22 protein-coding genes and 1 riboswitch are annotated in these 24529 nt (G+C 47.9%); of the genes, 17 read left to right on the top strand and 5 right to left on the bottom strand.

Annotation, left to right across the window (positions count from 1 at the left end):
• Nucleotides 1-64 precede the first annotated feature (64 nt).
• The 3 genes from KSP24_RS08840 to KSP24_RS08830 all read left to right on the top strand — a co-directional run bounded on the left by KSP24_RS08840 (nt 65) and on the right by KSP24_RS08830 (nt 2788).
• Nucleotides 65-1420: a glucose-6-phosphate isomerase gene (locus KSP24_RS08840; RefSeq protein WP_013369975.1), complete on the top strand. Its 1356-nt coding sequence runs from the start codon at nt 65-67 to the stop codon at nt 1418-1420.
• Between the two features lie 148 nt (nt 1421-1568).
• Nucleotides 1569-2201 carry a YigZ family protein gene (locus tag KSP24_RS08835; protein ID WP_013369976.1) on the top strand — a complete coding sequence of 211 codons (633 nt, stop codon included), beginning with the start codon at nt 1569-1571 and terminating at the stop codon, nt 2199-2201.
• Between the two features lie 5 nt (nt 2202-2206).
• The gene (locus tag KSP24_RS08830; protein WP_013369977.1) at nt 2207-2788 is read left to right on the top strand and encodes a TetR/AcrR family transcriptional regulator; all 582 of its coding nucleotides are present in this window, start codon (nt 2207-2209) and stop codon (nt 2786-2788) included.
• 175 nt (nt 2789-2963) lie between these two features.
• On the opposite strand, the gene KSP24_RS08825 is transcribed toward KSP24_RS08830, so the two are convergent.
• Nucleotides 2964-3365 (bottom strand): secondary thiamine-phosphate synthase enzyme YjbQ, encoded by a 402-nt coding sequence (locus tag KSP24_RS08825; protein WP_013369978.1) that lies wholly within the window; start codon nt 3363-3365, stop codon nt 2964-2966.
• 219 nt (nt 3366-3584) lie between these two features.
• Here KSP24_RS08825 and KSP24_RS08820 point away from each other — a divergent pair, with 219 nt between their 5' ends.
• Together KSP24_RS08820 and KSP24_RS08815 are read left to right on the top strand one after the other, a co-directional pair.
• The gene (locus KSP24_RS08820; protein ID WP_216974932.1) at nt 3585-4646 is read left to right on the top strand and encodes a sulfate/molybdate ABC transporter ATP-binding protein; all 1062 of its coding nucleotides are present in this window, start codon (nt 3585-3587) and stop codon (nt 4644-4646) included.
• A 151-nt stretch (nt 4647-4797) separates the two neighbouring features.
• Nucleotides 4798-5568 carry an MBL fold metallo-hydrolase gene (locus KSP24_RS08815; protein ID WP_025677791.1) on the top strand — a complete coding sequence of 257 codons (771 nt, stop codon included), beginning with the start codon at nt 4798-4800 and terminating at the stop codon, nt 5566-5568.
• A 4-nt stretch (nt 5569-5572) separates the two neighbouring features.
• Here KSP24_RS08815 and KSP24_RS08810 read toward each other — a convergent pair whose 3' ends face one another.
• A complete protein-coding gene (locus KSP24_RS08810; protein ID WP_216974931.1) occupies nt 5573-7081 on the bottom strand; it encodes an aminotransferase-like domain-containing protein in 1509 nt (502 codons plus the stop codon).
• Nucleotides 7082-7213: 132 nt separating this feature from the next.
• Between KSP24_RS08810 and KSP24_RS08805 the strand changes: the two genes are divergently transcribed.
• Nucleotides 7214-8125, top strand: coding sequence for a DMT family transporter (locus KSP24_RS08805; protein WP_216974930.1), 912 nt, complete (start codon nt 7214-7216; stop codon nt 8123-8125).
• Between the two features lie 137 nt (nt 8126-8262).
• On the opposite strand, the gene KSP24_RS08800 is transcribed toward KSP24_RS08805, so the two are convergent.
• Together KSP24_RS08800 and lplA are read right to left on the bottom strand one after the other, a co-directional pair.
• A complete protein-coding gene (locus KSP24_RS08800) occupies nt 8263-9063 on the bottom strand; it encodes a Cof-type HAD-IIB family hydrolase (RefSeq protein ID WP_013369983.1) in 801 nt (266 codons plus the stop codon).
• Nucleotides 9064-9224: 161 nt separating this feature from the next.
• Nucleotides 9225-10226, bottom strand: coding sequence for a lipoate--protein ligase (gene lplA, locus KSP24_RS08795; protein WP_025677798.1), 1002 nt, complete (start codon nt 10224-10226; stop codon nt 9225-9227).
• Between the two features lie 158 nt (nt 10227-10384).
• On the opposite strand from lplA, the gene cobD reads away from it, so the two are divergent.
• From cobD to KSP24_RS08745, 10 genes are all read left to right on the top strand, one after another.
• Nucleotides 10385-11485, top strand: a complete 1101-nt coding sequence (gene cobD, locus KSP24_RS08790; RefSeq protein ID WP_013369986.1) for a threonine-phosphate decarboxylase CobD — start codon at nt 10385-10387, stop codon at nt 11483-11485.
• Nucleotides 11475-12446 (top strand): adenosylcobinamide-phosphate synthase CbiB, encoded by a 972-nt coding sequence (cbiB, locus tag KSP24_RS08785; RefSeq protein ID WP_058711829.1) that lies wholly within the window; start codon nt 11475-11477, stop codon nt 12444-12446. The genes cobD and cbiB overlap by 11 nt, the downstream gene beginning before the upstream one ends.
• A 14-nt stretch (nt 12447-12460) precedes the next feature.
• Nucleotides 12461-13213 (top strand): histidine phosphatase family protein, encoded by a 753-nt coding sequence (locus tag KSP24_RS08780; protein ID WP_216974929.1) that lies wholly within the window; start codon nt 12461-12463, stop codon nt 13211-13213.
• 96 nt (nt 13214-13309) lie between these two features.
• A riboswitch (cobalamin riboswitch) is annotated at nt 13310-13524 on the top strand.
• A gap of 208 nt (nt 13525-13732) precedes the next feature.
• A complete protein-coding gene (locus KSP24_RS08775) occupies nt 13733-14740 on the top strand; it encodes an ABC transporter substrate-binding protein (RefSeq protein ID WP_216974928.1) in 1008 nt (335 codons plus the stop codon).
• Complete coding sequence (locus KSP24_RS08770; protein ID WP_058829192.1) at nt 14737-15783, top strand: FecCD family ABC transporter permease; 1047 nt, start codon at nt 14737-14739, stop codon at nt 15781-15783. The genes KSP24_RS08775 and KSP24_RS08770 overlap by 4 nt, the downstream gene beginning before the upstream one ends.
• On the top strand, nt 15780-16616 hold the full coding sequence (locus KSP24_RS08765) for an ABC transporter ATP-binding protein (RefSeq protein WP_058829193.1): 837 nt from the start codon (nt 15780-15782) through the stop codon (nt 16614-16616). The genes KSP24_RS08770 and KSP24_RS08765 overlap by 4 nt, the downstream gene beginning before the upstream one ends.
• Nucleotides 16617-16658: 42 nt before the next feature.
• A complete protein-coding gene (cobT, locus tag KSP24_RS08760; protein WP_129548904.1) occupies nt 16659-17729 on the top strand; it encodes a nicotinate-nucleotide--dimethylbenzimidazole phosphoribosyltransferase in 1071 nt (356 codons plus the stop codon).
• The gene (cobU, locus tag KSP24_RS08755) at nt 17726-18286 is read left to right on the top strand and encodes a bifunctional adenosylcobinamide kinase/adenosylcobinamide-phosphate guanylyltransferase (protein ID WP_216975105.1); all 561 of its coding nucleotides are present in this window, start codon (nt 17726-17728) and stop codon (nt 18284-18286) included. The genes cobT and cobU overlap by 4 nt, the downstream gene beginning before the upstream one ends.
• Entirely contained in the window at nt 18283-19152 is an 870-nt protein-coding gene (gene cobS / locus KSP24_RS08750) for an adenosylcobinamide-GDP ribazoletransferase (RefSeq protein ID WP_129548906.1), read from the top strand. Before cobU ends, cobS begins: the two co-directional genes overlap by 4 nt.
• 38 nt (nt 19153-19190) lie before the next feature.
• Entirely contained in the window at nt 19191-20810 is a 1620-nt protein-coding gene (locus tag KSP24_RS08745; protein ID WP_019686602.1) for a cobyric acid synthase, read from the top strand.
• Between the two features lie 99 nt (nt 20811-20909).
• Here KSP24_RS08745 and KSP24_RS08740 read toward each other — a convergent pair whose 3' ends face one another.
• Nucleotides 20910-22613: a methyl-accepting chemotaxis protein gene (locus KSP24_RS08740; protein ID WP_216974927.1), complete on the bottom strand. Its 1704-nt coding sequence runs from the start codon at nt 22611-22613 to the stop codon at nt 20910-20912.
• A 503-nt stretch (nt 22614-23116) separates the two neighbouring features.
• Here KSP24_RS08740 and KSP24_RS08735 point away from each other — a divergent pair.
• A complete protein-coding gene (locus KSP24_RS08735) occupies nt 23117-24349 on the top strand; it encodes a PTS transporter subunit EIIC (protein ID WP_216974926.1) in 1233 nt (410 codons plus the stop codon).
• Nucleotides 24350-24529 lie beyond the last annotated feature (180 nt).

The raw sequence follows: 24529 nt of genomic DNA, 5'->3' as shown, positions 1-24529 counted from the left end.
CCTATTCCTAAGTCCTTATGTTCGTATTCATGGTCTTAGTAATACCAAACAGGAGGTTCCAAACATGTCTAAAAAAGTTATTTTTGATTACACAAAAGCGCTCTCCTTTGTGGGTCAGCACGAAATTGATTATTTTGCAGAGCCCATCAAGTTGGCTCATGAGCAACTGCACAACCAAACAGGTGTAGGTTCCGATTTCTTGGGTTGGATTGACCTGCCTACCAATTATGATAAAGAAGAATTTGCACGCATCCAAAAGGCTGCTGCTAAAATTCAAAGCGATTCCGAGGTATTGATTGTAATCGGTATTGGTGGTTCTTACCTTGGAGCACGTGCTGCGATCGAAATGCTGTCGCATTCTTTCTACAATGCGCTGCCTAAAGATCAACGCAAGGGTCCAGCTATCTATTTTGCAGGCAACAACATCAGCTCTACATATGTGAATCATCTGTTGGAACTGATTGAAGGAAAAGACTTCTCTGTGAATGTCATCTCCAAATCAGGTACGACAACAGAGCCAGCTATCGCTTTCCGCGTATTCCGTGCGGCTCTGGAGAAAAAATACGGTAAAGAAGAAGCACGCAAACGTATTTACGCGACAACGGACAAAGAACGTGGCGCTTTGAAAAAGCTCGCTAACGAGGAAGGTTATGAATCCTTCATTATTCCTGATGATGTGGGTGGCCGTTACTCCGTGCTGACAGCAGTAGGCTTGTTGCCGATTGCTACAGCAGGCATCAACATCGAAGAAATGATGCAAGGTGCGGCGGACGCTTCCAAAGAATACAGCAACCCGAATGTAGCTGAGAACGAGGCATACCAATATGCAGCCGTTCGTAACGCTTTGTACCGTAAAGGTAAAGCAATTGAAATTCTCGTAAACTATGAGCCGTCTTTGCATTTCGTATCTGAGTGGTGGAAACAGCTGTACGGAGAAAGCGAAGGTAAGGATTATAAAGGCATTTATCCTGCTTCTGTTGACTTCTCGACAGACCTGCACTCTATGGGACAATTCATTCAGGAAGGTAGCCGTAACATTTTCGAAACGGTAATCCAAGTAGAAAATGTACCTAGTCACATCACCATCGAAGCAGATGAGGATGATCTGGATGGACTGAATTTCCTGGCAGGCAAAACGGTGGATTTTGTAAACAAAAAAGCATTCCAAGGTACATTGCTGGCTCACACAGACGGACAAGTACCGAACCTGATTGTAAATATTCCTGACTTGAGCCCTTACTCCTTTGGCTATCTTGCTTATTTCTTCGAAAAGGCTTGCGGCATCAGCGGCTACCTGTTGGGCGTAAATCCGTTCGATCAACCCGGCGTAGAAGCTTACAAAAAGAACATGTTTGCGCTGCTTGGCAAACCGGGCTTCGAAAAAGAAAAAGCTGAGCTTGAAGCAAGATTGTCTGAATAAGGGAGCTATAATCTCTGATTCGAAACAGGGTTTTCGGTCAGAAGCGTTATAGTGTATAGCATGAATTAAGTACAGGAAAGCAGTTCACCAGCTGCCAGAAGCGGGGAACTGCTTTCTTGTAAAATGAAGTAAGGAAGGTTATACGTGTATGTTGGAACAATACCGAACCGTACGCGGTGCCGGCAACAAGGAAATTGTAATCCGAAAATCCCGTTTTATCGGCCATATTCAGCCTGTTCAAACTGAGGAAGAAGCAGTTGCTTTCATAGAACGCATCAAAAAAGAGCATTGGAACGCTACCCATAATTGTTCGGCTTATATGATTGGGGAAAGAGATGAAATCCAAAAGCAATCCGATGACGGAGAACCGAGTGGGACGGCTGGTAAGCCTATTTTGGAGGTAATCCGTAATCAGAAGCTGAAAAATGTCGCTATTGTGGTTACTCGATACTTTGGCGGAATTTTGCTGGGAGCAGGCGGACTGATTCGTGCATACTCAGATGGTGCTGTTGCAGCTATTGAAGCAGGGGATGCGATTACGCGTGTGCTGCATCGTGAAGTTTTTGTGGAGTTGGATTATACTTGGTTGGGCAAAGTGGAAAATGAATTACGTAATCGCAGTATCCGTACTGGAGAAACGATGTTTACGGATAAAGTTACCTTAACCTGTCTGCCGCTGGCTGGTGATGCGGAATCCTTCTGCAACTGGATAACCGACTTGACACAAGGACAATCGCTTGTGTCGGAGGGAGAGCAGCTTTACTTTATTGAAGGGGAATAAATAATATGGCTAGAAGAGCAGTAGAACAGGAGTTGTCAAGAGGGCGGATTCTGGAAGCGGCCAGGCACTTGTTTATCACCAAGGGCTACCGTGCGATTTCAATGCGCAGCATTGGCCAGCATCTGGGTTACAGTCATGGTTCGTTATACTATCATTTTAAAGAGAAGGCTGAACTGTTCTATGCCATTGTGATTGAAGATTTCAATACATTGCGTGGGATTCTACTGCAAGCAGCAACAGGCACGCCTGATGATGGCTTGAGCAGATTGGAGTACCTGATGTTGGAATATATCCGTTTTGGCTTGGAAAATCCATATCAGTACGAAATTATGTTCATGATGCATGATGAAGAACTATTTGCATACTGTCGTACAGAGCAAAACCGTTGTGTGGAATTATTTGCGTCTATGATTCGCCAGGAATTAAGTGGTCAGGGACATTCGGAGGAAGAATGCTCAAGAGTACCGAAAAGTCTGTTTTTATCCATGCATGGCTTCGTGTCATTTTATATTCAGGACGGTTTAACATTTGAAGAGATCAGGCCCGCTGCTTTAGCACATGTAAAGCTGCTGTGCAGACAACTATGAGCGTACCTGCATTCACACGCTTCAGCTATGAACATGTAGGGCGCTTTTTTGGGTGTTTTCACTTCATGACGGTGACTTATCATTACGGTACTTTGCGAAAGCGACTAAGAATTTAACAGACGATGGTGTATCCAGCGGGGGAACATCATCGTCTGTTTTTTTTTGCATGCCTCCGTCAGCCCTTCATAATTTTTACATGGTATTGACGTCTGCGTGGGCCGTCGAATTCACAAAAATAAAGTCCCTGCCATCGTCCAAGCAACAGCTTTCCATCATGAATGATAACCGTTTGTGAGGGGCCTGTTGTTATGGATTTAAGGTGGGACGCCGTATTTCCCTCCATATGGCGATATTGGGGATGTTCCCAGGGATAAACCTCATCCAGCCTTAAAATGACATCATGTTTGACGTCTGGGTCGGCATTTTCATTAATGGCGATGCCGGCAGTCGTGTGTGGACAATAAATCAGAGCTGTTCCTTGCTGCACCCCGCTTTTTTCAATGAGTGCCGCAACTTCGCGTGTAATATCACGCATTTCATCTCGCCGTGTAGTGGATAATTCAAAAGTATGCAACATAAATCCATCTCCCTTCTATGTATTACTTTACCCTTTTCATTCTCAAGATAATATATAGAGTTGACGAAAATTACTTTCCTTTGATAAAGTATCACATAAGAAAAATAAAGTAAGTTTATTGGAATAATTGAATGCTTTCGAATGAGGTGCGTGCTTTGCGGTAAGCAAGGCTGCTGCTGTTCCTGAACTGGTCCAGAAGCGGAAAGGAAGTGTACGGATATGCATGTGGAAGTAAGAGGGTTAAACAAGCATTTCGGTAATTTTCATGCGGTAAAGGACGTATCTTTTGATATTCAGACGGGCCATCTTATTGGTTTGCTCGGTCCAAGCGGCGGGGGGAAAACCTCCATTCTTCGTATTTTGGCAGGGCTGGAGCAACCGGATGCAGGAGAGATCCACTTTCATGGAAAAAGGGTAAACGAGCTGGCACCACAGGAGCGTGGAATCGGATTTGTATTTCAAAACTATGCTTTGTTCAAGCATATGAGCGTGTACGACAATATTGCCTTTGGTTTGAAAGTGAAAAAAAGCTCCAAAGCCCGCATCAAGGAAAGGGTCACTGAGCTGGTCGAACTCACGGGGCTCAAAGGCTTTGAGCATCGTTATCCGCATCAATTGTCAGGTGGACAGCGACAACGGGTTGCTTTCGCGCGTGCTTTGGCACCGGAGCCTCAACTACTGCTGCTGGATGAACCATTTGCGGCTATTGACGCCAAGATTCGTCAGGAGCTGCGTACCTGGTTGCGAGAGTTGATTGAGAGGGTGGGTATTACCTCCATTTTCGTCACCCATGATCAGGATGAGGCGATTGAAGTAGCCGATGAAATTATGGTGATTAATCAAGGTCGACTGGAGCAGAAGGGAACGCCTTGGGATATCTATAAAAAACCGGGGACCCCGTTTGTGGCTTCTTTTATTGGGGAATCCACGGTGATTGAACAGGCGGGTAGTCTCAGAGGCTTCGAGGAAGCTGCCGGAGTGGGAACACGTGCCTTGATTCGTCCGGAGTACATTGATGTCGGACCTAGTGAGGAATTTGCGTTGCTGTCGGCGACCGAGGAAGGCATTGTGAAGCATTTACATTTTCGCGGGAGTGAATGGATGGTTGAAGTACAGGTCGGGGACCAGCGTCTCATGACATACCGTCCATTGGAGAAGTCTACGCTGGAACCTGGTCAGCAGGTGCGAGTGTTGGTGCATCGGGCCTATCTATATAATGAAGAGTCCAGCTGGATGGTGGAAAATCGTCTGAAGGAAGACCCGATGCCTATCATCATTTGAAAATAAAACGATCACATATAAGGGGGGTGTCTGGCCTGTTTTACGGCTTTGGACATGCTCCTTTTGTCGTTGGTCGCTGGGGTGATTTACGCAGACTTGATATGTTCGTTATAATAGTAGTAAAAACACCCAGATAGATAGGAGTTAAATCATGAATCGTCTTATTTTTCTTGGCACGGGGGATGCAATGGGGGTTCCGCGTGTGTATTGTGATTGTCTCGTGTGCACAGAGGCACGCACGACAGGAACGAATGTAAGGTTGAGATCGTCTGTGCTGATCAAAAGCGAGACAGAGGATTTTATGATTGATTGTGGCCCCGACTGGCGTAGACAGTTAGAATTGCGCAGCCTGCGTTTTATCCCTACGATCCTCGTGACACATGCACATTTTGATCATATTGGAGGATTGCCAGAATGGGCGGATGCCTGTCGCTGGACGGGGAACAGAGGGCGTTTGTACGCTCCACAGGAAGTGATTGACACGATCCTGCGTCAATTTTCCTGGCTCCCTGGAAACCTGGATCTTATTCCAGTAGATCAGGGAGTCCAGCTTGGCGGATGGAACATCCGGGGATGGCGCGTGAATCACGGAAAGAACGGATATGCTTACGCTTATCGGTTGGAAAAAGACGGCTTCTCATGGGCCTACTGTTCAGATTCGATTGGACTGAATGAGGCGGAAATTTTGCCTTTACATAATCTGAATTTACTCGTGCTGGGGACGAGTTTTTACCATGAGGAAGCGGAGTATGCCACCCGCTCGGTATATGACATGCTGGAGGCTCAGGAGCTTGTAGGAAGACTGAAGCCTGGAAGCACGGTGTTTACACATATGTCCCATGATGTGGATATCACGTACAACTACGGGCTGCTGGAAGGGATCAGCTTGGCACACACAGGCATGAGTTTGCCGTTAGAATAACGATTTACATCGTTCGACTAATGCGTAGAAGTGTGGAGAGTCCTTCTTTGATTTGCAGCTCATTGGCGTATGAATAGGACAGCCGTATATGCGTTTTACCCTCTGCACCGATAGGATCAAATACATTGCCTGGGACAAAGGAAACGGACTCTTGTATACTTTTGGCAAGCAGCTCATTAGGTTTTATCGTAGAAGGTAGCTGGAGCCACAGGTTGAGTCCTCCCGCCGGGCTGGTCCATGTCCAGCCGGAATCGCGGAGACTGGCTTCCATCGTTTCCTTACGAATCTGGAGTGCGATACATAGTTTTTTAATATGCTGCTGCATACGTGGGGATTGAAAATATTGTAAAAACAGCTTTTGATTCAGCAGTGGTGATCCATTGTCCACTAGCGCTTTGACGCTCAGCAGACTGTCCATGAGCTGAGGCCGACAAGTCACGGCTGCGATTCGCAGGCCGGGTGCGACATACTTGCTATAGCTGCGAATATAGACGACGCTTCCCGAGATATCATAGGAGAAAATCGGAGAAGGCGGCTTTTGCCTAAAGCTGATATCATAGGTGCTGTCATCCTCGACAATAAGACAGCCGTAGCGCTCGGCCAGTTCGGGCAGACGTTTGCGCTGCTCATCGGGGATGGTAAAGCCGGTCGGATTGTGAAATGTCGGATTCATATAAAAGAGACGCGGTTTTTCCGTTTTCAGGCACCATTCAATGTGATCCATATCATAACCTTCCGGTCGTATATCCGTTACAGTCAGGCGGGCGCCTTGTCTGCGGAATATTTCCATGGCCGGGCCATAGGCTGGACGTTCGATTAATACACGATCTCCTGTACGGATCAGAGAACGGGAAACCAAGTCAATGGCTTGCTGTGCGCCGGAGGTAATCAGTACTTCGTCCGTTGATACTGCGAAATGCTTATCTGTGCTAAAATGCTGCGCCATGGCATCACGAAGCTCAGCATCTCCTTGTACAGCAGAATAGGTAGCCGCGATTTTCGGATGTTTTTCAAACACCTGGATCATTAATTCTCTCCAGTATCGGTTGGGTAGGAGAGAGGGATCAATCAGGGCCTTGGAAAATTGGAAGTCCGCGTTCATGGCATGAACCTGGGTGAGTCCATCCATCCCCCTCCAGACAGAAACAGACGGATCGTCTGCCATGTAAGTGGATTCTGAATGGAAGATCCGTCTTGTGGATGAACGCTCCGAATAGGTAGTAAATGGCCCCAATTCTGCTGCATGGGAAGCATGAGCGTAATATCCCGATTTATCCTTTACATAGATACGCCCTTGTTGCTTTAACTCCTGATATGCCCGGAATACGGTTAACCGGTGCACACCCAATTCCTGAGCCAGACTTCGCACAGACGGCAATTTAGCGTCTGCTGGCCAGTCCCCGCGCTCCATCCGCACATTTATGTAATGGACGACCTGCTCATACAGCTTTAAGCCCGGATCTGTCGAGATATGTTCTGTTGAAAACAATAATTCGCTGTTATCCTTGCCCATGCGGTCCACGCTCCTTTGTGTGTATTGTACTATACAGCACTTCAAAAACGTGTACAACTGTTCTGTGGTTGCCCATCTGTTCTGTCTGTCTCCTTGTATGCTTGTGAGTAACAGAAGGGAGAGAGAAGTGTCATGATTGGTATCGCCTTTACAGTTATGTGTCTTATTTTTGGTACTACATTTTTGGCTATCAAAGTGGGAGTGGAGGCCGGACTTCCGCCGTTCTTATCGGCAGGCGTACGTTTTATGACAGCAGGGGCAATCTTGTTTATTGCGATGAGGCTGTCAGGAAAGGTTCGATGGTCGTTATTATGGCGAAAGGAAATGCTGCTAATTGGGACGGGAACGACCTTCGGCACATTCTCAACACTGTATTGGGCGGAGCAATATGTCAGTTCGGGAATCGGTGCTATTTTGTCGGCCACCGGACCGATGATGATTGTGCTAATGCAGTCTGCAATATTGCGGCAAAAAACGACGAGAATTACGCTCATGGGTTGCATGATCAGCTTTCTCGGGGTCGTGCTGGTGGTATTGCCCGGCTTGGCGGTTCAAATCAGCGGTCTGTGGCTGGCTGGTTGTATGGCCATTTTGCTGGGTGAGCTGTGCTATTCGGGAGGAGCTTTGTATTCCAAGCGAGTCATGGACGCGTTTCGTGATACGAACCCGATTGCCTTGAATGCAGCACAAATGTTTCATGGTGGTTGGATGCTGCTAGTACTGTCGGCTTTTACAGAGTCTTGGAATTCTGGGGGATGGAATCTGCTGCCTGCCATAGGCTCTCTATTTTATTTGATCGTGTTTGGTTCCATGATTGCGCAGACACTATTTTACTGGCTTATGGCGCGTACGAATCCATTGTTTCCGACCACATGGCTCTACATTTCACCACCGATTGCTGTAGGCCTGGGTGCTTTTTTGTATGGAGAACATGTAAGCTGGTGGACGCTGGCAGGAGTGCTGCTCATTGTGACCGGGTTGATGTGCATGAATAACGGAATTATCCGTCTGGTGAACAGACGTAAATTTCGCTCTGCTGCCTGATACTTTGAAGCGGTCAGTTATGATATGATCTGACAAAAAGAGCCTCCAAACTGCCGTATGTTAATGAACATGCGACGTTTGGAGGCTTTGTTGTTGAAATACTTTATATAAGTATTACGGAAATAGTCACTTTTTGCTTATTCAACATTGAGTACGAATTTGTCGATGGCGTGCTTAACACCGTCTTCATTATTGCTGCGAGTAATGTAATCAGCCAGCTTTTTCAAATCAGGAATCGCATTCTCCATCGCTATGCCGAGACCAGCACATTCCAGCATTTCATGGTCATTCCACGAGTCGCCGATCGCAATGGTCTCCGACAGATCACAGCCAAAATGGTTTGCAAGGAAGGCAAGGGCGTGGCCTTTAGTGCCTTCATGATGCATAATTTCCAGGAAATGAGGTTTGGATTTTGTAATATGCACCTCGTTGCCAAGCAGTTCGCGCAGTTCGGGAATTAATTCATCCAACACTTCTGGCTCGTCGATAATTAGCAATTTAGGAGCCGGTTGCTCTATAACTTTACTGAACACAGGCTCTACAAAATATTCCGTGTTGTTCAGCTCGGTGTAATCTTTAATTTTCTGATTATCTTCACGTGTGTACAATTTGTCATCTATATATGTTTGCAGATGCAGATTGCGTTCCACGCAAAATTCGTACAGACGACGTGCAGCCACGAGTGGAACATAACGCTCATACAGCACGTTTTCGTCGAGCAGGTTTTTAACCAAAGCTCCTTGGTACGTAATAATCGGTACATTCAACCCCGTCTGGCGTGCAATTTTGTGCGCGGAGGCATAAGCTCGTCCAGTAGCGAGAGTAACCACCACACCTTTAGCTACAGCAGCTTCCAATGCCTGTTGTGTCGCTGGAGTAACTTCTTTCTGGTCATTAATGAGAGTATCATCAATATCAATGGCAATTAATTTATACATATCGGTATCTCTCCTTTATCTCTATCATGGGGCAATATTAAAATTGTATCTTATAATATTCAAAATGACAATATTGCATTGAAAAAGGGACGACGCCCATAAGAGCCTGTCCCCTTATAACCACTGAAGTATTGGCTTGAAACCATGGAAAAAAGTAACGCTTAGTCTTCCAAAAATACAAGTCCAACAAAGTCGTCCAGCTCAATATTACCAAAGTAATGCTTCAAATCGAGAGATGATAAGGCTTGACGGACCTCACCTTCATCATAACGCTTGCCGCGCAGGATATTTTCAATATCAGCGACATCACCTACACCGAAGAAATCCCCGTAGATTTTAATATCACGGATGTAGCCTTCCTTCAGATCCATGCGGATATCTATAATACCGACCGGGAATTTACGTGTGTGCTTGATATTGCTCTCAGGGGATAGACCGTAGTTCCAATCCCACGACTGATAGCGTTCTTTGGAAATTTCATGGATTTTAGCCCAATCCTCATCGGTGAGCTTATATTGAGGCACCTGATCCAATTCTGAGCCAAAGATGGACCGCAGCAGTTCCTCGCGAAATTGTTCTATGGTCATTTCACGGTCCATCAGTTCGCTGATGTTAGCCACGCGACTACGGACGGATTTTGTGCTTTTGGATTTGAATTTCTCGGGATTGGCGTGCAGCGATGCAGCCACATTGTCTAGATTCAAATTGAACATCAATGTACCATGGCTGAACATACGTCCACGTGTGGCAAATTGAGCGTTTCCTGAAATTTTACGTTCTCCGACTTGCAGATCGTTGCGTCCAGTCATTTCGGCTTCTACTCCCATTTGGCGGAGGGCGTCAATCACAGGTTGCGTAAATTTGAGGAAATTATGAAAGGACTCCCCGTTATCCTTGGTAATGAAACTGAAATTTAAATTACCGAGATCATGATATACAGCCCCGCCGCCGGACAGGCGACGAACGACTTGAATATTGTTGTCTCTCACAAACTCAGCGTTGATTTCTTCAACGGTGTTTTGATGCTTGCCTATAATAATAGAAGGCTGATTAATGTAAAACAGCAGATAGCTGTCGTCCAGCGGTAGATGCTTGAGCGCGTATTCCTCAATAGCAAGATTAATAGCTGGATCGTGTATGCCCTGGTTGTCGATGAACAGCATGTCCATTCCTCCGTATATAACTGTGTAATTTATGTGTGCCTCCCTCTATTGTAACCCAAGTGAGCCATGTACAAAAGCTCATTTGCATTGACGGGACGCAAAAAGCAGCCTCATAATGGATCTAAATGATTGGAAACGGCCGGAAAGGATGAGAGGCAATGATAGAGGTTTACGGTCATGGCGGGGACAGGGAGACGGCTGCCGCGACATTTGGTGGAGCTGCTGCGGATTTTGTGGATTTTAGTGCGAATATTAATCCGCTCGGTCCGCCACCGGAGGTGCTTGAGGCGCTGCAAAGCTCATTGGACACGGTGATTCGCTATCCAGACCCTGGACACCGCCATTTTAAAAATATGCTGGCACGGCGGCTGCAGGTTCCACCGGAGGCTTTGAGCATCGGTAACGGCGCGGCTGAAAGCATGGCGCTCTTGCTATTAGGGCTGGCACCCAAGCGTGTGGGTACAGTGGAGCCGTGTTTTTCGGAATATGCCGAGCTGGCTGGCAAATTCGGAGCCGAGATCCATCGGGTATACGGGAAGGCTTCGCTTCAATGGAAGGCAGACGTGGAGGACATCCTTCAGCTCATGGAGCAGGTAGATGTATTGTTCCTTGGGCAGCCGAATAATCCAAACGGTGTGCAATATGGTGAGCAGGAGCTATATGAACTGGCAGAGGCGGCTGGCAGAACGGGTACCGTGTTGGTGGTGGATGAAGCCTTTATTGATTTTATCCCACTGGAACGGCAAATCTCATTATTGCCTGTGCTGGAACGCTATCCTCATGTGATTTTGATCCGATCGATGACCAAATTTTATGCCATTCCTGGCTTACGATTGGGCTATGCGATTGCTCATCCGGACTATATCCGGCAAATGACGGCCAAACAGGTGACCTGGAGCGTTAATGGACTGGCGTTGCTGGCTGGAGAGGCGTGTCTGAGAAGTGGGCAAGCTTATGAGCGCCGCACACAGGAACTGATTGCTACGGAGCGCAGTCGCTTACTGGCTGCCTTGGCGGAATGGGGCTGTGGTGTCGTTCCCGGCGAAGCCAATTACGTGCTAGCAAGGGCGCCGGGAACGTGGAGTGCATCGGCTATTCAGCAGGCGCTTGGACAACGCGGGATTCTTATACGTAGCTGTGCCATGTATCCTGGACTGTCAGCGAGCCATTTTCGAATTGCGGTTAAGGACGCCGAAGCCAACAATATGCTGCTGTCTGCACTGAGTGAAGTGCTGGAGGAGGAGCGGCGTGATCGTTAGCTTGGTTATCATGGCAGCCTATCTGCTGGACAGGCTAATCGGTGATCCGAGGTGGTTGCCGCATCCAGTCATCGGGATGGGACATGCCATTTCAGCATTGGAAAAAGCGATTCGCCGTAAGGTCCGCAGTGACCGAGGACTGAAACGTGCGGGCACACTGCTTCCATTTATTGTGGCTGGGGGTTCCTTTGTGCTTGCCTGGGGGCTGTTGCGTGTGCTTGCCTGGATTCACCCGTGGTTGTCTGTCGTCGTAGAAATTGTTCTGATTGCAACTACGATTGCTTCCAAAGGTCTAAAGGACGCAGGGATGGCAGTATACCGAGCGTTGCAGGCGAATGACCTGACTGCGGCACGTCGGGAGCTAGGCATGATTGTCGGAAGGGATACGCAGCAGCTTGACGAGCCCGAAATTGTGCGCGGTACCGTCGAAACGGTCGCTGAAAATATCGTGGACGCCATTATTTCCCCGCTTTTTTATGCCCTGATCGGGGGAGCACCCTTGGCACTGGCATATCGAGCCGTAAACACGCTCGATTCAATGGTTGGCTACAAAAATGAAAAGTACCTGCATTTAGGCTGGGCCTCGGCACGGCTGGATGATGTAGCTAACTACATTCCGGCTCGCATGACAGCAGTTATGCTAGTGATAGCGTCGTGGTTGTATCGGCTGGATGCTGCAAGAAGCTGGCGGACAATCAAGCGGGATGCCCGTCTGCATCCAAGCCCAAATAGCGGATTTCCCGAATCAGCGGTGGCAGGTGCCCTAGGGATTCGTCTCGGTGGCTATAATGTGTATCACGGCATACGCTCCTTTCGGGCATATATGGGCGAAGGGATACGACCGTTGGAGTCGAAGGATATCCGGCATACGATCCGGCTGATGTTCGCCGTATCCACTATGTTTGTAGGATTGTGTTTGATGGGAGCTGCAGGGTGTTTTGCCTTGGGATGGATGCAGTGAGGAGTGACACGATTTTGAAACAAGATACAGAAGGAAAAAGAGTGCGAGAAAGTGCACCAAGTCCGAACTCACAACAGGTTAGTAAGCCGAATGATGCTAAAGAAGATCTGCAGTGGGACATGGAGCTCGTGCTAGTTCGTCATGGCACGACCTTATGGAATAAGGAACGTCGATATCTGGGACATGCCGACTTGGGTTTGCTGTCGGGAGCAGAGCAGGAGTTAAAGACTTTACAGAAAAAATTGCAGGGACATTCCTTTGCTCGAATCTATTGCAGCGACTTGATGCGATGTCGCCAGACCTTGCAGATCATTTTGCCGGAGTCAGCATTGACGTCTGAATGTTCCCTCTCTGCTATGCCTCCTATCATGGAACCACGTCTGCGAGAACTTCACTTTGGTGAGTGGGATGGAAAAACGTATGACATGCTTAAGGATGTGGCGTTGTATCGCGCTTGGATTGATGAGCCGCAACAATTCACCCCACCTGGAGGAGAGCCTTGGATTCATTTTGTGAATCGTCTGCGTGAATTCCTAGACTCTCTGTTTGCGTGGCGCATTGCTTTGGAGGTTCAGCCAATGGAGTCGAATGCTGCGCCGCCCTCTGTTTTGATTGTCACGCATGGTGGTGTAATTCGTCAGTTGGCTTGTATGCTTATGCCTGGCCATGATTTTTGGAGTCTGAATCCGAAGCCGGGAGAAGCATTTAGGATTCAGTTAAGGTTGACAGGACCGCACAATTGTATAGCAAGATTGCTTTCTCATTAGGTTAAACAAGGCGAATAAAGCGACTGTTTGGGTTGTAAGCTAACTCTTTTTAACCTATAATCATCAAGTAAAAGAACGGCTTGACTACCACTACATCAAATATCCAGCAGACGAGGTCGGCGCTATGTGAGGAACTTGCTTTCCTTTATTGCGTTGTTAAAAGGGAAGTCGGTGTGAGTCCGACACGGTCCCGCCACTGTAAATGGAAACATGCCCATTAGCCCTGTTTTATGTGCCGCCAGGCATATGAAAGAATATCAGGACATGCATTTTCCATAAGTCAGGATACCTGCCCGTCCGCCTGTCACCATAATCCTTCGAGGAAAGGATGACGTGTTCGCAGTGACTGTCCATGCGGAAAGAAGCTGCCCGCCTGCGCACGATCTGTGCTAACGTGACCCCTGTGTCCTGATATGAGGATGCGGGGGTTTTTGATAGGAAAAGAAGGCTGGAATGAGAAAATATCGGATGAAGTTCAAGTAACGCTCTTAACGATTTATGTATGAAGGGGTGCAAATCATGGCAGGAAAAAAAATAAAGGTATGGACTACAGGTCTATTGGCGCTGATATTGGCAGTTGGGCTGAGTGCATGTGGCGCGAATGGAAAAAATGCAGAAAATAAAGAGGGTCAAGCTTCTTCACAGCAGCCGGGACAGATCGTAACCGCACAAGAGCCTCCGGGTAAAACGGTTTACCCGCTAACGCTTAAGGATGCAACAGGACAGGAATTTACATTTAAAAAAGCACCGGACAAGATCGTTTCCGTCTCCCCGGCAGAAACCGAGGCGCTGTTCGCTATCGGACTGGATAAGGAAATTGTTGGTGTATCCGACTACTCTGATTACCCGGAGGCAGCTACGAAAAAGCCTAAAATGGGCGGTATTATGAAACCGAACGAAGAGGCGATCATTGCTGCGAACCCGGAAGTTGTTTTTGCAGGGATTTCACTTAGTGAACAGGCTACGACTAAGCTGCGTGACATGGGAATTATGATTTTTAAAACAGAACCGAAAACAGTTGAAGATGTCATAGCTAATATCGAATTGTATGGGAAAATCACCGATCATCAGAAAGAAGCGAGAGCGGTGACTGACAAGATGAGAGCAGATGTAGCAGAAGTGAAAGAAGGAGTTAAAAATATCGGCAAAGGGCAGAAGCTGCGGGTATACGTCGAGTTTTCACCAGGCTGGACAGTGGGTAAAGGCGAGTTTATGGACGAGCTGATTACATTAGCAGGTGGTGAAAATGTAGGTGCTACGCAGAAGGGGTGGTACCAAATCAGTGAGGAAAATATTATAGCTGCAAACCCTGACGTGATTTTGTACAGCAAAAGTGTGAAGGACGACAAAACGGGCCAGACCCTCGGCGATATCATTAAAGCTCGTAGTGGATGGGATCAAATATCCGCTGTTCGTAACCATCGTGTATTTGCCGTGGATGATAATTTGATCAGCCGTCCGGGGCCACGCGTAACGGAAGGGCTCAAGGAAGTGGCTAAGGGCGTGTACCCTGAAATTTTCAAATGAACCGTAGACTGATCGGTTTTGGGGGGACAGGTCTTGTCTTGCTGCTGCTGACGCTGCTACTCTGTCTTGGCATCGGCTCGGTCAGTCTTCCGGTCAGCCAGATCACAGGTATTTTGATCAACCACCTACCGTGGTTAGGTGATACGTTTACACCGGATTGGAATACATCCTCAGAGCAAATCATTTTAAAGGTCAGATTGCCACGGGTGTTACTGGGAATGTTGGTTGGAGCAGCGCTGGCGTTGGCGGGAGCCGGATTTCAGGGTGTGTTGCGTAATCCCTTGGCTGATCCGTATACCCTTGGGGTATCCTCGGGAGCTTCGGTCGGAGCAGCAGTACTGATTTATTGGGGGCTTCAATTTTCATTTGTGGGTATATGGACGCTTCCGCTAGTTGCATTTATAACCGGCATGCTGACGCTGTGGATGGTGTTGACGTTGGCGCGTGAAGGTGGGAAAATTCCGACCCAAAGCCTCATTTTATCAGGTGTGGTGATGCAATTTTTTGGGGGAGCCATTGTTTCTTTTCTGGCAGCCATGTCGAAGGAAACAGTCAATGAAATATTGTACTGGACGCTGGGAAGTCTCAGTCTGCGCGGTTGGTCATATACGGGAATTCTTTTACCTTACGTGATCGTTGGGCTGGTGTTTCTATGGAACCGGGCACGGGTGCTGAATATTCTGGCTTTGGGAGAACGTCAAGCGGCTCATATGGGGGTTCATGTAGATGCGACGAAGCTATCTGTCCTGATCATATCTACCTTGCTGACAGCTGCCGCTGTCTCGGTATGTGGAGTCATTGGCTTTGTTGGACTTGTTGTGCCTCATATCATTCGTCTGATGGCAGGTCCCGATTACCGGATGATTGTTCCGTTATCTGCACTGGGTGGAGCTATTTTTATGGCTTGGGCAGATACGGCGGCTCGCACGTTGTTGGCCCCAACAGAAATTCCTCTGGGCGTTATGACGGCCTTTGTTGGGGCACCGTTCTTCGCGTATCTCCTGTACCGGAACAAGAAGCTACGCAGGGGGGATCTGTTGTGACCAAACAAAGTGAATCACAGAAGGTGTATGATCGGGCGCTAGAGGTAGCAGGCCTGACCCGTGCTTATGGAGAGTTCCATGTGTTGAAGAATATTAGCTGGAACGTAGACGAAGGAGCTTGGTGGGGGATCATTGGTCCGAATGGGAGTGGAAAATCGACGTTGCTGCATCTGCTTTCTGGCGTAGATCAGCCGACTTCTGGAAGTGTTCATATCTATGGTAAAAAGGTCGGTAGCTACAGCAGAAAAGAGCTTTCCCAACTTGTAGCCGTACTCCAGCAGGAGGGAATTCCTCCAGTGGGATACACCGTCAGGGAAGTTATAGAAATGGGACGGTTTCCTCATCAGGACTGGCTAGGCAGGGAAAAGGGAGTTGATGTGGAGGCGATTACGGATCGGGTCCTAGCGCGATTGAGTCTAACTTCACTGGCCGACAGAACATTGGACCGCTTGAGTGGGGGACAGCGACAGCGTGTAGCATTAGCAAAGGTGATGGTACAGGAGCCACAGGTATTGCTGCTGGACGAACCTACGACTTATCTGGATTTGCGCTATCAGCTTGAATTTATGGAGTTGCTGGCAGAATGGCGCCAAGAAACGGGCGTGACAATCATTGCTGTCCTGCATGATCTTAATTTGGCGGCACAGTTTTGCGATAATTTGCTTGTACTTAAGGATGGAATGGTTGAAGGATTGGGTACTTCATCGGATTTGCTAACAGAGGACCGGATTCGTCGTGTATATGGTGTTGAGCCTGTGATGCTTCCGCATCCCGATAGCGGTGTGCCGCAGCTCTTGCTGCGCAGAAGCGCTGCGTCTACAGCAGACCAATAGGAGATTGGGAACATACTAAAAAAAGAGCAGGGAGTGGAAGATATGAACGACAAGCTGCGTCAGCTGATCGATAGCATTGCCCAGCCGGATGGAGTGGCGGCTTCGGCAGCTTCAGCACATTTGGACCAATTAACGAAGCCACCTGGAAGTCTTGGAAAGCTGGAGAGTTTGGCCATCCAGTTAGCAGGAATTACTGGCGTGGATAAGCCTGAATTTGATCGTAAAACGGTGATGGTCATGGCTGCGGATCATGGTGTGTGTGAAGAGGGAGTTAGCGCCTTTCCAGCTGAGGTTACGCAGCAAATGCTGTATAACATGCTGTCAGGCGGCGCAGCAATTAATGTGCTGGCACGTCATGCGGGCGCTGATGTCCAGGTAGTAGATGTTGGCGTGAATGCGGATGTCTCTCACCCGAGTTTGGTGAATCGTAAGGTGCGCATGGGCACTTCGAATATGGCTAAAGGGCCAGCCATGCTGCGTACGGAAGCGGAACAAGCAGTTTTGGCCGGAGCTGAAGCTGTAGCAGAAGCGGTTAAAGGTGGCACACGGCTATTCGTTACCGGAGAGCTGGGCATCGGGAATACGACAGCCAGCGCTGCGGTCGTGTGTGCGCTCACCGGGCTTGAGCCGGAAGTTATCGTAGGCCGGGGGACAGGTGTAGATTCGGCGGGACTTACCCGTAAAATAGCCGTTGTCTGCCGCGCATTGGAGGTGAATCAGCCGGATGCCAATGACGCGCTTGACGTGCTGACCAAGGTCGGCGGTCTGGAGATTGCCGCCCTGGCAGGCGTCATCCTCGGCGCAGCCGCACATCGCTGTCCAGTGGTGCTGGACGGCTTTATTTCCGGCGCGGCTGCTCTCGCTGCACGCGCGCTTGCGCCTGCAAGCGCGGCGTACATGCTTGCTTCGCACGCCTCGGACGAGCGCGGACATGCGGCGGTGCTCCGCCAGCTCAAGCTGGAGCCCATGCTCCATCTGGACATGCGGCTCGGTGAGGGCACGGGCGGTGCGCTGAGCTTGCACCTGATTGATGCGGCGTGCCGGATTATGCGCGAAATGGCGACCTTTGCCGATGCAGGCGTATCGGACGGTCAGGGAGCCGCGCAGCGATGAAGGCGCTCGTGACCGGCGGGGCACGCAGCGGAAAAAGCGGCTTTGCCGAGCGATTATGCATGGCGCGCGCACCGCGTGCCTGCTACATTGCAACGGCGCAAGCCTATGATGTGGAGATGAAGGAGCGCATCGCCCTTCATCGGCTCCAGCGCGATTCTGCCGGGTATGACTGGCAGACGCTGGAGGAAGCGCAGGCGCTGCCGGAGCTGCTGCGACAACTTGGCAACGCTCAAGCGTCGCAGCCTGCGTCTATGGTGTTGGTCGACTGCCTGACCCTGTGGCTGTCGAACGTACTGCTGGCCGCAGGCGAGGACGGTGAAACTGCCGCCAGAGCCGCCATGGATGAACTGGCGGCAGCTGTGGAGCAGTATCCGGGATCGCTCGTCATCGTAACCAATGAGGTCGGTGACGGTATTGTACCAGAATATCCGCTTGGAAGGCTGTATCGGGATTTGAGCGGAGTTATGAATCAGCGGATTGCCCGTCTTTGTGATGAAGTTTTTTTAGTAACGGCGGGTATCCCCGTAGAACTTAAACAGTTGGAATATAAGCTATGAGTAGTGAACGTCAGGCTGTTGCTGCGGCTTTTCAATTTTTATCCCGTCTACCGGTCAAGGCGGAGCTCGATTTTTCCCCGGAGTTGCTGAAACGCAGTACAAGCTATTATCCGCTGGTTGGATTGGTTATTGCCATTATCGTTTGGAGCTTTGCGGCGCTTACGGCTATGGTGCTGCCACCAGTGCCATGTGCGATTCTTACCCTTGCTGTCTGGGTGTGGTTGACGGGCGGACTGCATCTGGATGGGTGGATGGATGCGGCTGATGCCTTGTTTAGCTACAGGTCCCGTGAACGGATGCTGGAAATTATGAAGGATAGCCGTGTAGGAGCGATGGGTGTTATTGCTTGTGTACTGCTACTCATGCTCAAGGCTTCTTTGTTGTATACCGTGCTGGTTGAGCGAAATGCGTCCGGCTTGCTGATACTTCCGATGGTTTGGAGCCGTTGGTTTATGGTACATGCGATGAGGCGCTGGCCTAAAGCCCGTAACGATGATGGGCTGGCAGCGCGTTTTGCTGATATGAACGGTAAACGTGTCGGACTGGCCGTATTCTGGGCAGTATTAGTGACGCTATGCGCTGCTGTAGGGCAATATATCTTTGCAGGTTTAGCTACAGTAACAGAGGAAGCAGGGGGCCTATCGTTAGCAGGGGCATACTTACAGATGCATCTTTCGAATTCTGGGTCTTTTCCAATCTGGCTAGGATTTGCATTGCTTCCGCTTTTGGCCTACGGAGCTGGAACCTTTGTTGCAAACCGTATTAACCGCCGCCTTGGGGGACTTACGGGGGATATATACGGAGCTTTGAACGAATTGCTGGAGACGGTTTTGTTGCTGTTTATTGTCATTTTGTACGGGTTGTGACCCAATTTGAAATGAATTCGTTAAAGGGGAAGAGGCAATTGTCAACTTTCGAACCGTCCCGCACGAACCCGGCAGCTATATTGATGCTTCAAGGAACAGCGTCGGATGTGGGCAAAAGCGTAGTAACGACTGCACTGTGCCGGATCTTTCTGCAGGACGGCTATCGTCCCGCACCGTTTAAGTCACAAAATATGGCGTTAAACTCTTATGTTACTGAGGACGGCAAGGAAATTGGACGTGCTCAGGGTGTGCAGGCCGAAGCCTGTGGTATTGAGGCGACGACCGATATGAATCCAATTCTGATTAAGCCGGTCAAGGACATGCACTCACAAATTGTTGTACACGGTGTACCTTATGCCTATATGAGCGCCTCTGATTACCGAAAGGATTTTTTGCCACAAGCCAAGCATACCGTTATGGATGCGCTGAATCGGCTGCGTGATACCTATGATATTGTGCTTATGGAAGGGGCGGGCAGCCCAGCAGAGATTAATTTAAAGGACCGCGATATTGTAAATATGAACCTTGCAGGCTGGGCGGATGCTCCAGTATTGCTGGTTTCGGATATTGACCGGGGCGGTGTCTTTGCCTCTCTGGTAGGGACTATCGAATTGCTGGAACCCCATGAAGTACAGCGTATCCGTGGATTTATCATTAACAAATTCAGAGGCGATTTGTCCCTGCTTCAACCGGGATTAGACTGGCTGGAAGAACGGACAGGTATTCCTGTACTCGGTGTACTGCCCTATTTACCGGACATTCGCATTGAAGCAGAGGATTCGGTCGTACTGGACAAGAAGCCTAAGCAGTCAACAAAAGATAAAGAATTAGATATAGCGGTGATACGCTATCCGCGTATTTCCAACTTTACGGACACGGATGCTTTGGCTGCAGAGCCTGACGTGAGTGTACGTTATGTCACAGAGGCCGGACAATTGGGCGTACCGGACGCTATTATCTTACCGGGAACCAAAGACACCATCGGAGACCTGCTGGAATTGCGTGAAAGAGGGCTGGAGGAAGACATTCGAGAGGCCATGAAGACGGGACGCACACAACTGGTTGGTATTTGTGGGGGCTATCAGATGCTGGGCACAGCGCTATTTGACCCCGATGCCGTCGAATCTGGGTTGCCGCAGCAGGCAGATGGATTAGGATGGCTAGCTCTATCCACGACCTTCTTAAAGGAAAAGCAAACCGTGCGTGTTCAAGGAACCCTGTCTAATCATTGCCCGCTTTTGCTAAGCGCTGCACCTGATTCAGATTCTGCCGCCAAGCCAATCATTGAAGGTTATGAAATACATATGGGTGTTACGGAGTATGTCACGGAACCACATGTATCTATAGACAGGACTCCAGACTCAACGAATATGAAAACATTATTCCAGATTAAGCGTGGGGAAGGGGCCGCCTTTGAGGAAGGTTGGGGCACGATTGACGGTAAGGTATGGGGAACCTACTTGCATGGTGTGTTTGATAATGACCGTTTTCGCCGGTCCTGGTTGGATGGATTGCGACAAGCCAAGGGCTTGGCAGCTTTAGATAGCACTTTTACTGTACGTGAAGCCAAGGAACAAGAGTTTGACCGTGTCGCAGAGGTGGTACGCGCTCATTTAGATATGGAGCAAGTTTATCGCATTCTGGGGATGGATTCATAAACTTCTTCATGGAAGATCCTTTAAATCGCTTTTAAAAAATAAAGAGGTATCTCTACAGTCATTTTTGTGACTGAGAGATACCTTTTTTAGCAGCTCAGCTTACTTAATTTTAAATTTTTGGACCGCCTTTTGCAGCTCAGTTGCTTGTTGGCTTAATTGACGAACAACCTCACTGTGGCTTTCCATTTCATTCAGTTGCTCGTCGGCATTTAAACCGATCTCCTGAATCATATGCTGTGCATTGGCAGCAATGAGAGCTGTTTCTTCCACGGAAGCAGATACTTCCTCCGAGCTGGCGGATACTTGCTCTGTTGCTGCGGATACGGTTTGAATCGTAGCGTTGATCTTTTGCATGAGCTCACTTAGCTGGTTAAAAGCGAAACTCGCCTGCTGAACCATTTCTGTTCCCGAGTGAATCTCACGGCTAACCTGGGTCACAGAGTCCACAGATTGCTGCGATACTTCCTGAATGGTAACCAAGTAGTCCGAAATTTCCTGTGTTGCTTCTTTGGATTGCTCTGCGAGCTTGCGAACTTCCCCGGCAACTACAGCGAAGCCCCGTCCATGCTCGCCCGCACGGGCAGCCTCAATGGAGGCATTCAGGGACAACATTTGAATCTGCTTTGTAATATCGAAAATTGCAGAAACGATGCTACCAATAGCTTCTGAGCGTTCATTCATACTATGTATGTATCGAAGCGACTCATCAGCGGCATGTCCTACCTGTGACATTTGAGCTACAGCTTTTTGAGCAAGCGTATTACCGTTAACCGTTTCTTTCGTCGCTTCACTGATTTGATCAGATACATCATTGGCAGAGGAAGCGATATGCTGAACACCTTGAGCAATCTCCTCCATAGCCTGCGCATTTTCAGCAGCAGCAGAAGCGATGCTGTTGCTGCCCTTGGCTACTTCTTCAGCGGCAGCTGTAGAGTCCTGCACTTTTACACTCATAGCCTTAGTCCGACGAAGCAGCTCGTCCGACCCTTTAACAACTGCACCTGATGTAGTAAGCACATGGCCAATCATTTCTTTCAAGTTATGAGACATAGATTGGAAGCTGCGGGCAAGTTGAGCGATTTCATTAACTCCATGAACCTTCGTGTCTTGTGAAAGATCACCTTGGGCAATTTTTTCGCTATGACGAACCAATTCGGCAATGGGCTGTACAACTTTACGTATGACAAGGGTAGAAATAACTCCGCCTAGTATAAGTGTTGTCAGTGTAATACCTATGCAAATCCATAGAATTTGTTGGGATTTTTCCTGTACGAATCCAACATCTTCGTTCACGCCAAGAATCAGATTACTGCCTGATATGGCAAAGAAGGCGGTTTTGTGTACTCCGTGCGAGTCGCTGTAAATGCCACTGATATTCATCTCGCCTTGTTTTGCTTCTTTAATATCCTCGACAGGAACGAGAGTATCCTTGACCTTATATGCTGATTTTACGTTTCGTGCGACAACTTCGGCCTTACCATCATCCTTCAGCACCGCAATATATGCCGATTCTAATTTGAGGTTGTCGACCTTGTCCTGAAGATAAGCTTCCATCTGCATAGCAGAGCCCGAATCAGAACCACTTCCTTGCCCAGCCTGAACAGCTAAGGAGATATTGAGATCCTGGTACACATTTTTAGCTCCAGTTTCTAGCAATTGGTCTACTTGAGGCATGACACTGCTATTAATGATACTCATAGAAACTGCATAAAAACTAATGCTGAACAGAAGGGACGCAAAGAGTTGAATCAGCAAAAACATAATCCGCAATTTTGCGCCTAGGGAACGATTAAAAAGCTTCATGAAAATTCTCCTCTCACATGATGGTAATAAAACAGACGGATTGCCCTGCTTGATGTAGGCCGCTTGTCCAATGAGATACTAGACAGCCATGATCTACTTGTTTCCTTTCTTTGCTTGAAGAAAAGACTGAAAATGTTCGGATTCTATGTATATTTCAGCTGTATTCAAGGGACAAGAATGAGAAAGGGAAGTAATCCATGATTTACTAAAAAGTAGGTTAGACCTATTTTACATAATTAACAGACGGTTGAATAGTCATATTTGCCCAAAAACAAACAAAAAATATATAACTATGGTCTTAGGTGTTTAGATGTAAGTTTGATGTAAATTATCAGGAGTAAGAAATTAAAAGGCTTTACCTGTGCTTTTATAACTATTGTAAAAAAGAAGGAATATAAGTAGTATAAGGAATGCTACTTTTTACAAGCTTCTTCTAAGCTAGCTTTAATACGTTCGAATGTGGCCTTCAATATACATATAATATAAAAGGGGTAAAGGCAGTTATGGATCGTGAATTACTTTCAAAGGAAATAAACTCGGAGGTAGAAGGAGAAGATAAACAGGAACCGACTAGAGACAAAGATAAAGCGAATAGAGGAGGGAATCCGTTCAGCCGCCTGTTTGATTTTATCTCAGATGTATTCACTCCGTGCTTGCCATTGCTAATTGGTGGAGGAATCATTCAGGTGATTGCGCCTGTTTTATTGTTCTTAGATTTATTTTCTGATACTCAAGTTTCCACTGTTTTAGGGTACATTGGTGGGGTCGTATATTATTTTTTGCCCGTTATGATAGCGGTAAATGCGGCAAGAAAGCTTGGTAGCAATTTATTTATTGCGGCGGCAATTGCGGCCTGCTCATTTCATCCTGGCATTATAGAACTGCTGCAATCCAGCATAAAAATGAACTCAGACGATTTACCCGTGGTGGAGCCACAGTATGTTGCTTCTTTTATACTGATCCTTATTGTTGTCTGGCTTGCATCAAAGATTGAAAAGGGATTGAGTAGGTTCGACCGCTATTCTATTCAACTATTGGTCGTTCCGACATTGACGCTTATCATTATTGTGCCTTTATTACTGTTTGTTTTTGGTCCGCTGTGGACGACCCTGGCTCATAACTTGTCAGATGGTCTTGCTTCACTGTTTGACGATGCGGAAGTATTTGCGGGTCTGCTGTTTGGCGGGACGATACCTGTGCTCCATTTTGCGGGTATGCAATATATGATGTCGATGAACATAATAGAATCCATGGCTACGAAGGGCTATGATTCTATTACTCCTATTGTTGCGGCAGCAGTTATGGCTCAGGCAGGCGCGGCCTTCGGTGTATGTGTTAAATCCAAAAATGCCAAAGTCAAAACACTAGCTGCTTCCACAGGCATATTGGCTATGTTTGGAATCATTGAACCGGCATTATACGGCGTTAATGTGCGCTTCAAAAAACCGCTTATCGCGGGACTGATCGGCGGAGCTGTTGGCGGGGCGTGTATGTGTCTGTTTGAAGTGAAATTGACTGCTTTTGCAGCCTTATCTGGCTTGCTTAGCTTACCACTGTTTTCCGACGCTACATTTGTTTACGCCATTTTGAGCATGCTGATTTCGTTTGTTACGGCTGGCGTAATTACGTATTTTATGGGCTTTGTGGACGAAAAAGAGGAGCAATCCAAAATTGCATCCGCATCCCGCATCAGTGCTTCCTCCGATGTGAATGTGGAAAAGAGCTCTAACAGTTAAGGTGCAGCGACAGTACATAATTACATCATGAAAGTGTTTACAAAAAAATCTTGTCAGCTCAGTGTTTATATGATACTCTGATGACAGTTATTCAAAACTGCACAATCATGGATTGTTACTGAGCATATCGGGCAAAACCATAAACAGGCACTTTGTGTCAGTTTTGGTGTTGCCTTTTTT

The organism is Paenibacillus sp. AK121, assembly GCF_019042715.1.
Lineage (GTDB): Bacteria > Bacillota > Bacilli > Paenibacillales > Paenibacillaceae > Paenibacillus > Paenibacillus polymyxa_C.
This window is presented reverse-complemented; position numbering and strand designations above follow the sequence as displayed.

Coding starts and splice junctions, on each gene's coding strand:
- lplA (WP_025677798.1), bottom strand. CDS start 10,226: ATGCTGTTCATCGACAACCAGGGCATACACGATCCAGCTATTAATCTT.
- KSP24_RS08770 (WP_058829192.1), top strand. CDS start 14,737: ATGAACCGTAGACTGATCGGTTTTGGGGGGACAGGTCTTGTCTTGCTG.
- KSP24_RS08840 (WP_013369975.1), top strand. CDS start 65: ATGTCTAAAAAAGTTATTTTTGATTACACAAAAGCGCTCTCCTTTGTG.
- cobS (WP_129548906.1), top strand. CDS start 18,283: ATGAGTAGTGAACGTCAGGCTGTTGCTGCGGCTTTTCAATTTTTATCC.
- KSP24_RS08740 (WP_216974927.1), bottom strand. CDS start 22,613: ATGAAGCTTTTTAATCGTTCCCTAGGCGCAAAATTGCGGATTATGTTT.
- KSP24_RS08800 (WP_013369983.1), bottom strand. CDS start 9,063: ATGTATAAATTAATTGCCATTGATATTGATGATACTCTCATTAATGAC.
- KSP24_RS08805 (WP_216974930.1), top strand. CDS start 7,214: ATGATTGGTATCGCCTTTACAGTTATGTGTCTTATTTTTGGTACTACA.
- KSP24_RS08835 (WP_013369976.1), top strand. CDS start 1,569: ATGTTGGAACAATACCGAACCGTACGCGGTGCCGGCAACAAGGAAATT.
- cobU (WP_216975105.1), top strand. CDS start 17,726: ATGAAGGCGCTCGTGACCGGCGGGGCACGCAGCGGAAAAAGCGGCTTT.
- KSP24_RS08735 (WP_216974926.1), top strand. CDS start 23,117: ATGGATCGTGAATTACTTTCAAAGGAAATAAACTCGGAGGTAGAAGGA.
- KSP24_RS08775 (WP_216974928.1), top strand. CDS start 13,733: ATGGCAGGAAAAAAAATAAAGGTATGGACTACAGGTCTATTGGCGCTG.
- KSP24_RS08810 (WP_216974931.1), bottom strand. CDS start 7,081: ATGGGCAAGGATAACAGCGAATTATTGTTTTCAACAGAACATATCTCG.
- KSP24_RS08820 (WP_216974932.1), top strand. CDS start 3,585: ATGCATGTGGAAGTAAGAGGGTTAAACAAGCATTTCGGTAATTTTCAT.
- KSP24_RS08830 (WP_013369977.1), top strand. CDS start 2,207: ATGGCTAGAAGAGCAGTAGAACAGGAGTTGTCAAGAGGGCGGATTCTG.
- KSP24_RS08815 (WP_025677791.1), top strand. CDS start 4,798: ATGAATCGTCTTATTTTTCTTGGCACGGGGGATGCAATGGGGGTTCCG.
- cobD (WP_013369986.1), top strand. CDS start 10,385: ATGATAGAGGTTTACGGTCATGGCGGGGACAGGGAGACGGCTGCCGCG.
- cobT (WP_129548904.1), top strand. CDS start 16,659: ATGAACGACAAGCTGCGTCAGCTGATCGATAGCATTGCCCAGCCGGAT.
- KSP24_RS08825 (WP_013369978.1), bottom strand. CDS start 3,365: ATGTTGCATACTTTTGAATTATCCACTACACGGCGAGATGAAATGCGT.